The sequence below is a fragment of the uncultured Nostoc sp. genome, assembly GCF_964245575.1.
Taxonomy (GTDB): domain Bacteria; phylum Cyanobacteriota; class Cyanobacteriia; order Cyanobacteriales; family Nostocaceae; genus Nostoc.
In genome coordinates, this window is sequence record NZ_CAXTNP010000258.1 from 1 (window position 1) to 11184 (window position 11184).

The 11184-nt window shown below is 43.0% G+C and carries 15 protein-coding genes and 1 pseudogene; 12 read left to right on the plus strand and 4 right to left on the minus strand.

Going from position 1 to position 11184, the window contains the following annotated elements; all coding sequences use genetic code 11:
* Positions 1 to 315: 315 nt before the first annotated feature.
* The 4 genes and pseudogenes from ACFFAP_RS30035 to ACFFAP_RS30050 all read right to left on the minus strand — a co-directional run bounded on the left by ACFFAP_RS30035 (position 316) and on the right by ACFFAP_RS30050 (position 3319).
* Positions 316 to 1889 (minus strand): annotated as a pseudogene (locus ACFFAP_RS30035) (group II intron reverse transcriptase/maturase).
* Between the two features lie 542 nt (positions 1890 to 2431).
* The gene (locus tag ACFFAP_RS30040; protein WP_375514636.1) at positions 2432 to 2605 is read right to left on the minus strand and encodes a hypothetical protein; all 174 of its coding nucleotides are present in this window, start codon (positions 2603 to 2605) and stop codon (positions 2432 to 2434) included.
* A 107-nt stretch (positions 2606 to 2712) separates the two neighbouring features.
* On the minus strand, positions 2713 to 2913 hold the full coding sequence (locus ACFFAP_RS30045) for a hypothetical protein (RefSeq protein ID WP_375514637.1): 201 nt from the start codon (positions 2911 to 2913) through the stop codon (positions 2713 to 2715).
* Between the two features lie 151 nt (positions 2914 to 3064).
* Positions 3065 to 3319: a helix-turn-helix domain-containing protein gene (locus ACFFAP_RS30050; RefSeq protein WP_375514638.1), complete on the minus strand. Its 255-nt coding sequence runs from the start codon at positions 3317 to 3319 to the stop codon at positions 3065 to 3067.
* Between the two features lie 143 nt (positions 3320 to 3462).
* Here ACFFAP_RS30050 and ACFFAP_RS30055 point away from each other — a divergent pair, with 143 nt between their 5' ends.
* The 12 genes from ACFFAP_RS30055 (at position 3463) to ACFFAP_RS30110 (ending at position 11135) form a co-directional block, all read left to right on the plus strand.
* Positions 3463 to 4515 (plus strand): hypothetical protein, encoded by a 1053-nt coding sequence (locus tag ACFFAP_RS30055; RefSeq protein WP_375514639.1) that lies wholly within the window; start codon positions 3463 to 3465, stop codon positions 4513 to 4515.
* Positions 4516 to 4615: 100 nt separating this feature from the next.
* Positions 4616 to 4942: a hypothetical protein gene (locus ACFFAP_RS30060; RefSeq protein ID WP_375514640.1), complete on the plus strand. Its 327-nt coding sequence runs from the start codon at positions 4616 to 4618 to the stop codon at positions 4940 to 4942.
* A gap of 395 nt (positions 4943 to 5337) precedes the next feature.
* Positions 5338 to 5727, plus strand: coding sequence for a hypothetical protein (locus tag ACFFAP_RS30065; protein WP_375514641.1), 390 nt, complete (start codon positions 5338 to 5340; stop codon positions 5725 to 5727).
* Between the two features lie 132 nt (positions 5728 to 5859).
* On the plus strand, positions 5860 to 6690 hold the full coding sequence (locus ACFFAP_RS30070) for a hypothetical protein (RefSeq protein ID WP_375514642.1): 831 nt from the start codon (positions 5860 to 5862) through the stop codon (positions 6688 to 6690).
* A gap of 68 nt (positions 6691 to 6758) precedes the next feature.
* The gene (locus tag ACFFAP_RS30075; protein ID WP_375514643.1) at positions 6759 to 6989 is read left to right on the plus strand and encodes a hypothetical protein; all 231 of its coding nucleotides are present in this window, start codon (positions 6759 to 6761) and stop codon (positions 6987 to 6989) included.
* A complete protein-coding gene (locus tag ACFFAP_RS30080) occupies positions 6986 to 7384 on the plus strand; it encodes a helix-turn-helix domain-containing protein (protein ID WP_375514644.1) in 399 nt (132 codons plus the stop codon). The genes ACFFAP_RS30075 and ACFFAP_RS30080 overlap by 4 nt, the downstream gene beginning before the upstream one ends.
* Positions 7381 to 7839, plus strand: coding sequence for a DUF1392 domain-containing protein (locus ACFFAP_RS30085; protein ID WP_375514645.1), 459 nt, complete (start codon positions 7381 to 7383; stop codon positions 7837 to 7839). The genes ACFFAP_RS30080 and ACFFAP_RS30085 overlap by 4 nt, the downstream gene beginning before the upstream one ends.
* 43 nt (positions 7840 to 7882) lie before the next feature.
* Positions 7883 to 8776, plus strand: coding sequence for a hypothetical protein (locus tag ACFFAP_RS30090; protein WP_375514646.1), 894 nt, complete (start codon positions 7883 to 7885; stop codon positions 8774 to 8776).
* Between the two features lie 134 nt (positions 8777 to 8910).
* Positions 8911 to 9579 carry a hypothetical protein gene (locus ACFFAP_RS30095; RefSeq protein WP_375514647.1) on the plus strand — a complete coding sequence of 223 codons (669 nt, stop codon included), beginning with the start codon at positions 8911 to 8913 and terminating at the stop codon, positions 9577 to 9579.
* A gap of 67 nt (positions 9580 to 9646) precedes the next feature.
* Positions 9647 to 9853 carry a hypothetical protein gene (locus ACFFAP_RS30100; protein WP_375514648.1) on the plus strand — a complete coding sequence of 69 codons (207 nt, stop codon included), beginning with the start codon at positions 9647 to 9649 and terminating at the stop codon, positions 9851 to 9853.
* Positions 9850 to 10530 (plus strand): hypothetical protein, encoded by a 681-nt coding sequence (locus tag ACFFAP_RS30105; RefSeq protein ID WP_375514649.1) that lies wholly within the window; start codon positions 9850 to 9852, stop codon positions 10528 to 10530. The genes ACFFAP_RS30100 and ACFFAP_RS30105 overlap by 4 nt, the downstream gene beginning before the upstream one ends.
* A 5-nt stretch (positions 10531 to 10535) precedes the next feature.
* The gene (locus ACFFAP_RS30110) at positions 10536 to 11135 is read left to right on the plus strand and encodes an alpha-ketoglutarate-dependent dioxygenase AlkB (RefSeq protein WP_163938000.1); all 600 of its coding nucleotides are present in this window, start codon (positions 10536 to 10538) and stop codon (positions 11133 to 11135) included.
* The last annotated feature ends 49 nt before the right edge of the window (positions 11136 to 11184 follow it).

The window sequence follows — 11184 nt, forward strand, 5'->3', positions numbered from 1 at the left end:
GTACTTATCGCGAATAATCTGGATTCTTTTATTTTTGCCAAATTGGGATGCTCCCCGTCGACTAGCTGATAAGAACGGGAACGATTGTAGCCAAATCTATCCAAACAGTACTCATCAAAGGTTGAATGCGTCGGTTTGAGTCGATGGGAGCTATTACGCTCCGCACCTCTCAGTTAGATCCGAACGTGAGACTTTCACCTCATTCGGCTCCCGATATCCTTGAGGGTTAATTCTATAGAATTTCTCTGTCCTTCCCAGAAAGTGACTTTCACTTTCTTAACTGGTTAACGGGTTTTCGCGCAGGATAGAATAAATCTACTTTATTTCCTTTTTGCCCATGTGGATATAATCGTGACAACTTTCATGTAGAACCGTTAGATTTTTATCCTTCCAGTTTTCGTGATTACCGTCTATGTGGTGTAAATGTACCCTCTCTTCAGAGGTTAGCTTATAACCACATTTTCCACACCTATGGTTTTGCCTTCTTAATAGCTTTGAGGTTATGCCGTCGTATAATTTACTGTTCCTTTCAGTCCAGTAGATTAAGTCTCCATCAAAAGGTGATTTATTCCCTTTGACTTTGATGTGGGCAAATTCGGAGTAAGGAACTTTAGGAAATGCTTTTTCTATTAGTTTCCTGCTAGAGTGTTTATCCTGTTTTGTTTCCTTGTTGAATGCCATGAAGGCTCTGTGGTTGAGATTCCATAGTGAGAATCGAGAGCCATCCATCTTACTGAACTTGTGGTAGTTCCTCCATCCTCTGACTATTGGTGCTAGCTTAAGAGCCTTCACCTTCGCTCCATAATTCGAGTTATTGACGATGTGTTTTACTTTCTTACGGAAGGCTTTGAAATTCTCCTCTGAGGGAATACATCTGAACTTTCCGTTTTGCTGGACTTTGAAGTTCCAGCCGAGGAAATCAAACCCATCTGTCGAAGCGGTTAGCTTGGTCTTTTTCTCGCTTACCTTTAATCCTCTTTCTGCTAGGAATTGGCTGATTTTGTCAAGTATTTCTTTCCCATCGTCTTCCGGTCTTAGGAAGAACAACATGTCATCGGCATATCTGACACAGGCTTTCCTTATGTCTTTTACTGTCGTTCTGGGTGTTATTTTTCTTCCTTTATCCTTGTGGTATTGGTGAATGTTCTCAATACCGTTTAGGGCGATGTTAGCTAGTAGTGGACTTACTACTCCGCCTTGTGGTGTTCCTTGCTCTGGGAATTCTGGGTTTATTCCTGCCTTTAATGCTCGGAATATCGCGGTTTTCAATGCTCTGGGAGCAATCAAGTTAACCATTATGGCTGAGTGGTTTATCCTATCGAAGCATTTCTCAATGTCAAGCTCAAGGATTCTTTTTGTGATGCCGTTGGCTGATGAACTTAGGTTTGAGAATACCTGCTGTTGGGCATCGTGGGTACTTCTACCCGTTCTGAATCCATAGCTGTGTTCATGAAAAGTTGCAACGCGCAAGCTGGTTCTAATGCGTATTTTGCTAGGCATTGCCAGGCTCTATCCGCAATAGTGGGTACTTTAAGGTATCTGATGGAACCGTCTTTCTTGGGAATTGGTATCTGTCTGAGTTTGTTGTGATACCAGTCTTGCTGTCTTAGTAGCAATTCGAGGGTGAATCTCTCCTCATGAGTTAAGGCGATTTTACCATCGATTCCCGCAGTCTTTTTCCCAGCATTTAGCTGTGTTACTTGACGAATTGCCAGAAACCTAGCCGCTTTGGATTTCAGAATCAGCTTTTGTAAAGACTTAGCTTTGTGCTTGTCTCCCACTCGAACAGCTTTAAACACTCTCCTTTGCAAGCGGAAAAGGTTCGCCCGAAATTTCTTCCAGGGTAATGATTTCCAAGATTCACTAGCAGTTTTGCTGTGCCTAATCATACTTTGCTCCAAATCGCGTTTTCTGAATACCTCAGAGCAGTTATGCTCTGTCCTACCCGATACAAGAGGATTCTGTATCTCGTTTTACTTACCAGGGTTTTCGACCTTTTCCCTAGACTCTTATATCGTTTCTTTTCGTTCCGTTCTTTCGATTGCTTTTGATAGTTTAGGGCAGTCCACTTTGCCTATCCTGTCCTCAGAGATTGCAGCTATTACCGCTATAAATGCTGCGAGGTTACAGAGGATGAAGTTCACATTTTGTTTCCAGGTTGTGACTTGACTGTGAGACACTTTTCCAGGACTTGTTTACCCATGCTATCTTCCCATTAACGCCAGTGTGCCTTACCTGCTTAGGCTCTGATTGCGTCCTGTTCCCAGCTTCAGCCTGTAGATTTCCGAGTCTACTCACTGTGGGCAGGTCGGGGGTCACTTGTCTCCTCAAGGGTAGGGCTTGCCTTTCTAGGTTACTTAGCTCACCTACATCAAAAGAACAGTTATACATTATGAAAGTGACTTTCATAATGTACTCTAGTTATACCCCGCTAGTTGCTAGCGGCTCCATACCAGAAACGAATCACACAACGGTACAGTCTGCGATCGCCTACGGCGGGGCATAGCCCATCGCGCAATTCTGCCAATGCCTTCCCCGCCTCAAAAAACGCTTTTTCCACACGGCGCTCTAGGTGAAGGCGATCGCTCTGTTCTGCCTCTGTCAACTGGGAGCAATGCGATTTTGTTAGATCAGACTTTAATTCTCAGTTAAAGAGCTAAATTCTCAATAAAAACAGTTATTTGGCTGCGATCGCAGCCCTAAATAGGTGATTTAGTACTCGAATTTTAAGCACCTCACAAAATCGCATTGCTCCCCTGTCAACTCTGGAACTTCAACAGCACTAACCGTTATTGTTGCTGAAGCGGGATCTACTTGCTGGGAGATATCCTTATTTGCAGAGTTAGCTGCTGAAGTTGAATCGGTAGATGCAGCAGAGGTGGCTCTGTTAGGTCTAGAAGGTGGTTTAGGCATGATTCCACCTTTCTAGTTCAATGAGATTTTCTCAGAATCAATTGCAACGTAAATTTTGGATTTAACAGATAAGTGCGTAGACGTAGCCCAGCCTAGACATTGCTTCACAAAGGAGACTAGAGGTAGAAATAAAAGATTGATAATAAGGGAATCAATCATCAAAACGCACCCCTAAATCTAATCCTAAAGCTTGTTCAATCCCACGCAGAGTTTCTTCAGAAATCCACTGTCTTTTCTCTTGTTCTATTTGATACCAATAAGCAGTAGAAATTCCTGCTGAGGTGGCTAAAACCTGCACTGATCTTCCATCTTTTTCTCTTGCCTCCTTAATTTTTTGAGATAAATCTGGGATTGTAACTTTTATCTGTCTAACAACATCCATCAACATTGGTGTAGACGCCTCCATAATTCTAAACTTGTTTTGTATTATAAAAGTATACACTAGTTGACAACTGGTGTATACAACAGTAGTATAAAAGATATAAACAGAGAAAGCGCCCCCGACTCGCAATCTGAAGCGCTTTCCGTCCCGTTAGGAACTGATTTATTATGACTCACATCATCTACAGCCAACAACAGCTGCAACTGAAATCCATTGCGCGTATAAAGCAAATCTACGGCGAAATTGCCTGTACATCTGAGGTAAACGACAAACGCTGCAAGGATTCTTGGATTAGTGTGATCGCTAATTACCAAGCCAGCAAGATTCAGAAACTCACCCCTACTGCCCCCGACGAACAAGCCCTTGCCCAATCCGAATTCGACCACTTCATCGCAACCCAAGCCCAAGCCATAGCCCCCGAACCACTGACAACCATAGAAATCAACTTCTACCACCACGAAGTCTACTGTGGCAAAGAACTAATAGCCTACATCGCATACGACCACGACGAGTTCGTAACCCAACCGTGGCTAGTCATGGTCAACGGCAAAGAAGAATTTGGCGCTAACACCTGGGCAAAATGCTATCGCTTCATCGAATGGCATCATAAAGACGGCACACTTAGAGAAACATTCCCAGCACCAGCGCAAGTAGCAGAAGTGCCAACAATTCTGGAAATCTCGTTTTATGACCAAGAGGCGTTTGTAGGTGACTACCTCGTAGCCAGCATTAGCTACGACCACGGCAACTACCAAAATCTATACTGGCGAGTACTGGTAAACAACGTTGAGATTTTCCGCGACCTCTCAGGCGCCAGATGCCACAGCTATATCAAGCAACAATACCAGCAAGGTACGCTACCAGTACAAGAGCAATTACCAGAAGAAATTTGCACTACTGGTAACGAAATCATGGCGCAGATTTTCGCAGAATGTGAGAAATACGGTTTTGAAATTCTCGACGATGGCATTTACCACAACGACGTGAAACTGGGTGAAGTGGGATGCACTGACGGCGGCTGGTGGGTGATGCGTACTGGAGAATGTCAACAACTACCGTATGATTCTGCAATGGAAGCAGTCTGGCAACTGCCGATGGTGGACGTGTCTTGTGATGGTAAATCCATTTTTGATGAATATTTTTTAGAGCAACCCTTAGAACAGCTAACTGGCAATAAATTGCAACGGCTGCTGTACAGAGCGGAGTTAGTCATGGCGTAGTCTTGGGCTTCGCCTGGGAAAAGGTTAAAGGTAAATTTCTTCATTCCCTTCCCCTTTGCCCTTTCCCTGATTATTTATTCACCAATCCCCGATTAAATCAATGCAACCCACAATATCCATTCCCCGACACTGGGGCTACCCTCGCTTTGCTTTGGAACAGCGTACTAAAGACGGCATCATTCTGGGGCTTCATTACTACCCAAGTGGTACAGAACTGGCTGAACAATTTGGTGATGGTTGGCGTTATGCTCTGATGCCTAATAAAAACTCTGATGAATTATTCCACTTTCAGGAGTCTCAAATCCAACCCCTGACACCAGAAGAATTATTCTCACAAATCACTGCTGAAATTGACTTGTACCAACAGCAAATAACCATTCTCAACCGACAGTTAACCGTATTAACTCAAGGTGCAAACAATGGCTAAGGAAACAAACAACACCTTTGACCGTAGAGCGAACCAATTCGCAATTCGCAGTTCGCAATTCGCAATTAAAATACTAGGCAAAAATACGCTGGCTCGAATATTAATACTAATCGTTTTTTCAGAATTTAAATTAGAAACTTAAATTTTTGAATGAATTTTCAATACTTCGGCTTTGCTCAGTACAAGTTTCGTCTATCATTACGAATTGCGAATTGCGAATTGCGAATTGTTTAGTGGCAGTTGTGTTCCATTACATCGTTTGCAATTCCAATTCTCCGATTCAGTTATCCAAACTCTGCTGGATAGAGAACTGGTACAGGTACAGAACACAGGACGCGGTTTTTTATTAGAGATTGCCGAGGATTTTTAGGTTATTAATCCCAGAGGAAAAAATTATGAAACTTTACGCTAAGTCCATTCCACAGACTTTACCCAATTGGGCAACCATCGTTACAAAGAGTGCAGATTTGATTGAAATTGAAATCAACGATAAACACCCAGATTTTCAATCTCTACTTGAAGAGTTGGAAACGGAGATTGAGCCAGGAATCAGGGGAGTGAAAGCAGAAGATTTATGCTCACGATTAGGCATAGAAATGTCTAACCCACATCTCTACCACCTAGTTGAACAAGCTCAAAACCTGATATCCGAAATTGCTACGCACTCAGACTACAAACAACTGCTGGACGAGGGATATCAACCTGACTTAAACGTTGCTGATGCTCAAACTGCGCTCACTTATCTGCAATGGGAGTTAGACCGGAATCAACAGCCTTCTCTTTAATAGAAATGTAATCTAATCGTCTGAATGTAGTCAATATTCAGACGATTGCAAATACGGGAAGTTACTTTCCGCTACAGAATTCTCATTATTACACACAGACTACCAATCCATGAAATTTAAGCGAGGTGAAACATGATTGCTGAAATAAAACTAGGTTTATGTAACCCTCCCGAACCCATCTATTTATATGTAAATCAGGGAGAAGTAGACGGAGAATCTTACGTTTGGTACCAGTTCAATATCAACCAAGATAAGAAAATCCCAGTTTCCCAAAGAGCATTAACTGGGTACTTGTCTGAACTCCGCCTAACGACTAAAGAGTTTAAAGGCAAAGACAATCTGAAGCTGGATATTGTTGTCAGTGCCGATGGACTTTATGTTATCAGAAGTGGTATTGAAACAAACTTCACAAAAAGCTTTCTCCTAGCTGCCTCTTTAATCCAAGATTTTTCTAAGCCACTGATTATTGCTGCTACTGCTGGTGAACAAAATACAGTTTTCTGTAATCTTTATGATGCAGTAACTAAAAGCAGAATTGAAAGGGAGTGGAATAAAAATGCTGACTGGGGAACTCTCATTAATGACATTCAATCTCGCTTAGGTGGCACATCCTCAACTATCCCATCTACACCAAAACTTAGCGTAGTCCCTCAAGCAGTACATCCTCAAGATTTACGAATTAAAAACATTCGCACCTTGCTTGATTATCCACTTGATTTAGTCAGAGAGTGGTTGCAATTTCAGGATGTTGACCGCCCAAGTCTACTTCATATTACCAAGATTAATGAACTGGTAAAAACAATGTGTTTGGCTTGGGCAGCAGACAAGTGCGACTATCCCAATCATGCTGAATCTTTGTATCAAAAGCAGGTTGTTGATGCTGTTGCTAATGGTGCTGATGAGTTAACTGCAATCAAAACGTGGATGCAGCAGGTGCAAACTGCAAAAGCCGGAGCAGTGTAAATAATCATACAGGATTCAGAAGAAGTTTTATTTCTGAATCCTGAATTAATCAGATAGGAATAAAAACCATGAAAGTCATTGTCACAGTAGTCGAAAAGATCACCAGCGAAGCACATATAGATATCCCTGATGGGCTTGATGAATCCGCAATCAAGCAGCACATCGTAGACCGTTACAACACTGGGGAAATGGTCATAGATATGAACATCTTTCAAGTTGACTTTGAATCTATTAGCGCTCAGATTTTATCAAAACATTCTTCTACTAAATCTGCACAAATAGGGGAGGTAATCAGATGAGTATCAAATGGACTGATGAAGAACTCGCAATTATTGAGGCGAAAGCTGAAGTCTATACAGTCAAACAAATAGCCTCAAGCTTAAAAAGACAAGGATTCTATCGTACACCAATTGCAATTTATCTGAAGTTAAATAGCTTAGGTTATTCAGCCCGTCCCACTCTTGATAACTATTCTTGTAAAGAAATTGCTCAAGTTCTTCAGTTAAACTTCTCAACTGTCACAAGATGGGTAAAGCGAGGATGGCTTAAAGCTACAAGACGCTCTGCCAGACATTACCAAATTCGGAGATGGCATCTTAAGCAGTTTTTTGATAACCCACCACAATCAATTAAAAAACGCATTGCTGCTCTCGATGTTGAAGCGATTAATTACTTATTGGGAAGAAAAGCATGATTGACCATATTAACGCACTTCAAACGAGTTGGTACCTTTCCCCACCTTGGTGTGGAACAATTCCACCTGTTGAGGTGAATTTACTGGAGAGAGTATATCTACGAACCACGAGAACATTTGGCTACTGTTGCGGTATGCAATGGAAGCATGAGTGCTGGATTTATTCAATTGACTACCGTATTGAAATACTCCACGCTACACAAAACCAAATCATCGGGACTGGGGAATTAGAAGCCATCACTGTGGAAAAGCCTGCTTTTGTTTTGGGCGAAAGAGTGATGCTTTGTTCTCATGATAAGGGAACAAAACAACGGCTGATTTTGGGAATTGCGCTCGTGCATAATTCTTGGTTTTACCTTGTTGAATTGATGTCACCAACGTTAATTAAGACACCAACTATATCGAATCGTTTCTCACTGGTTGGTGAAAAAAGTTTGGTGCGTGTGAATGTCTAATTCTCTCTAATCAACAACGAAAAATTATCACACAACTAAAGTTATGTCACAAATCGAAGTAGCCCAAATCATAGACCAGATAAAGCAAGAAATCACTGTTGACTCTAATGGACAAGGTAAAGCCAGTATTCGGGCAACTGCAAGATTAGCTGATGTCAACGATGCCGGATTGCTCAGAAGTCTCAAAACTGCTGCTGACAATTCTGGTTCTAAATTGGTTGAAAAGCTTGTCCGTAAAGGGTTTGAAGGTGCTGACATTTTAGGCTGGTCACAGTCTGGCATTCCTGATTTAGCTGTTGCCGCCATACTTCACTATTATGGGTTTGAAGCGGGGAAGAGATGCACTCAACAAGCAAAATTAGCCTGTGAAGCATTTGAAAGCATTGGTGTTCGTGCCTGGATGCAAGACATTCTGGGCTGGACAAAACCCGCCACTCAACCACAAGAACAACCCACTACACCAGCCCTTCCTCCAGTTGAACAACGATTGCATACTCTTGTCCTGGCAATGAAAACTTTAGCTGAGTTAACTGGTGGCAGACTCAACCCGTACATGGAACAGCAATTTAAAGACTATGCCGGGAACCTTTTGGCTGAACACAACAGAAAATTGCTCACTCCTTCAGAAGAACGCTGGCTTGGCGTAGTCAACTTTGCAGAGAGCGAACTTGGAAAAAAAGTCCCCCTGAGCGGCGCTCACTATCGGGGACACTTGGGCACATGGGTGAGAACATTTTACCCACAACTGGGCGATCGCCAAGAAACGCGATTGGTTAACGGTGTTCAACAGCCCGTTTATGTCTACGCTTGTCACGAGCCGACTGTTGCGGCTGGGTTGAGCAAAGCTATAGAAGAGTTCTTTGCTCACTCTAGCCCTGGTACAGCGCTAAGGCAGGCGGGGGCTTTTACTAGCAAGAAGGAAAAAGTATCAGTTTAGTAGCCATTAGTCTTCAATTATTCAGTTGCTCGAATATTAAGCACTACTAGTTATTAAGCTGATATCGGCTGGAGAACATAAACATTATTAAGAATTGTAACATCTGATAACGACACAAACAATAATTCATCTCGATGTATAGGTTAATCACACGATTTCATGATCCAAGAGCAGCAGCACTCGCACAACAGATCGACCAAATCAATGCAATCGGTTGGGAAGGAGCTTGTGACATGGCACTACAACAAGTGAAAGGCGAGTTATTCCCAGTAGAAACAGTATTGCGTTTCGATATGTTCCGAAAAAGAGCGCAAGATACAGCTGATAAACGACAAACAATTTGGGCTGAACAAGTAAGCCAAGGCATTAGCGGAATCGAATGGTACACCGTTGAGTACGGCGGCATGACTGTGGAGCTTCCCCGACTATGTGAGGAGTTGATGCTCGTTCCTGGTGATAAAGAGATTCTTGTGCAGTCCAAGCCGATGGCGCTCGACTTCCTCGCGCACTGGAATATGGTGTTTAAACTGTGGCGTTACAACCGCGAGACAGAATCGCGCTGGCTAGAATCTCGCTGGAGTCAGTTTTACCAAGAGTACTTACAACAGGAATGGTTAGAACTGTGGGCTGAGGATGAGGTTTACCAAATTCTTTTACCAGATGGAACATTCCAGGAGAAGCCCACGTTCGCCATCAATGCTTGCTGTTGCTGGGGTAATCCAGAAGCAATCCACCGCACCTCTGCATACTCTGATTCTGGCTCAAGCTGGTTTCAATGGAATAATTTTACACCTTGGAGATAAAAGCGATCGCTATTAAACAAGTAGCAATTGCCACGTTAAACACTTTTTTATATTTGGCATAACCAATATGAGAGTCATTATTAGAGTCACCGAAAAGATTATTAGTGAAGCTCACATTAATATCCCCGATGGGCTTTCAGAATTAGGTATTAAGCAGCAGCATATTGTAGACCGCTATAACAGTGGCGAGATGCTGACTGAAATGAACATTTTTCAAGTGGATTTTGAATCAATCAGCGCTCAAGTTGTTAAACAAGTTGGAGAGAATTTATGACTGTTGCAAAACTCCTAAGATCACAACCAGATATAAGTGTATATATAGAAACTGTTGGTAGACATCCACTGAACTTTTACGAGTCTCCATCATGGTTTACTACTGAGTTATTGCGTCATGTCAGATTGTCTGGTGTCATTGGTGAGCCGTGTGTGGGGCATGGAGCGATCGCTTCTTTACTCAGAGTGTGGCCCTACACCAAGCAAATGTGGACGAACGATATTGATCCACATAAAGCGGCTGATCACCATCTGGATGCAACACTATCCGAGTCATGGGCTAAGTTTCCCGATTGTGACTGGATCTGCACTAACCCACCATACGCGGAATTTGCTGCACCAATTATCAAAAATGCCTACCAGAAAGCGCGTATAGGTGTAGCTGCTTTTTTACTTACCAGCTTTCTGGAACCTTGTGATGATCGGGCGGATTTCTTACAGCAGCACCCGCCGTCACTTGTGATCATTATGCCCCGTTTCTGTTTTCGGAAAGACAAACGGGGTATTCGTTGGGCTACCGATAACGTTACCATCTCCTGTTTTGTGTGGGACAAACGCGCAACAGGGCAGCAAATTATTATTCGTCCCAAGTCGGCGATTGCTGGGTTTTACAAGAACCCTGAGCAGGCTATTTCACAAGAACGGGCTATTGAAATCGTTCGGGCGATCGCCTCATGAGAATTATGCAACAACTAACTTTATTTCCCGAATCTGCTCCTACTTTACCAGTCAACTATTATCCAGAATTTCTGAACAAGGAAGAAGCCGACGAACTCTACCAACATTGCCAAGAACTGCAATGGCAGCAAAACCAAATCAGGATGTTGGGTAAAACTATGCCCGTTCCGCGTCTGGAGTGCATTTATGGTGACGAAGGGTGTGATTACCTCTACTCCAAGAGTGTACTGCTCAAACCATTACCTTGGACTTCATCGCTGGCCCAACTGCGAGATAGGATTACTGCGGCTACTGGCTACAGCTTCCGCATTGTCATCGGCAATCAGTATAGAAGTGGACAAGACAGTATCGGCTGGCACAACGACAGTGAAGCTTCGATGGGATTTAACCCAGCCATCGCATCCATCAGCCTGGGTTCGGTGAGGAAATTCCAAATCAAGCCCATCGGGGGTAAGCCGACTGACTTTTGGCTGGAGCATGGGAGTCTGCTGGTAATGCTTCCGGGTTGTCAAAGTACTCATCTGCATCAAGTTCCGAAGACTAATAAGGTCGTTAGCACACGGATTAATCTAACTTTTCGACCGCACGTTGGGGGTAAGAGATGACCTCAAGTTATCGCTATTGCTGAGGTTTATATCCAAGATTATTAATATT

Excerpts from the sequence above, each read along its gene's own strand:
- ACFFAP_RS30045 (WP_375514637.1), bottom strand. The coding sequence starts at position 2,913 with ATGCCTAAACCACCTTCTAGACCTAACAGAGCCACCTCTGCTGCATCT.
- ACFFAP_RS30050 (WP_375514638.1), bottom strand. The coding sequence starts at position 3,319 with ATGGAGGCGTCTACACCAATGTTGATGGATGTTGTTAGACAGATAAAA.
- ACFFAP_RS30055 (WP_375514639.1), top strand. The coding sequence starts at position 3,463 with ATGACTCACATCATCTACAGCCAACAACAGCTGCAACTGAAATCCATT.
- ACFFAP_RS30060 (WP_375514640.1), top strand. The coding sequence starts at position 4,616 with ATGCAACCCACAATATCCATTCCCCGACACTGGGGCTACCCTCGCTTT.
- ACFFAP_RS30065 (WP_375514641.1), top strand. The coding sequence starts at position 5,338 with ATGAAACTTTACGCTAAGTCCATTCCACAGACTTTACCCAATTGGGCA.
- ACFFAP_RS30070 (WP_375514642.1), top strand. The coding sequence starts at position 5,860 with ATGATTGCTGAAATAAAACTAGGTTTATGTAACCCTCCCGAACCCATC.
- ACFFAP_RS30075 (WP_375514643.1), top strand. The coding sequence starts at position 6,759 with ATGAAAGTCATTGTCACAGTAGTCGAAAAGATCACCAGCGAAGCACAT.
- ACFFAP_RS30080 (WP_375514644.1), top strand. The coding sequence starts at position 6,986 with ATGAGTATCAAATGGACTGATGAAGAACTCGCAATTATTGAGGCGAAA.
- ACFFAP_RS30085 (WP_375514645.1), top strand. The coding sequence starts at position 7,381 with ATGATTGACCATATTAACGCACTTCAAACGAGTTGGTACCTTTCCCCA.
- ACFFAP_RS30090 (WP_375514646.1), top strand. The coding sequence starts at position 7,883 with ATGTCACAAATCGAAGTAGCCCAAATCATAGACCAGATAAAGCAAGAA.
- ACFFAP_RS30095 (WP_375514647.1), top strand. The coding sequence starts at position 8,911 with ATGTATAGGTTAATCACACGATTTCATGATCCAAGAGCAGCAGCACTC.
- ACFFAP_RS30100 (WP_375514648.1), top strand. The coding sequence starts at position 9,647 with ATGAGAGTCATTATTAGAGTCACCGAAAAGATTATTAGTGAAGCTCAC.
- ACFFAP_RS30105 (WP_375514649.1), top strand. The coding sequence starts at position 9,850 with ATGACTGTTGCAAAACTCCTAAGATCACAACCAGATATAAGTGTATAT.
- ACFFAP_RS30110 (WP_163938000.1), top strand. The coding sequence starts at position 10,536 with ATGCAACAACTAACTTTATTTCCCGAATCTGCTCCTACTTTACCAGTC.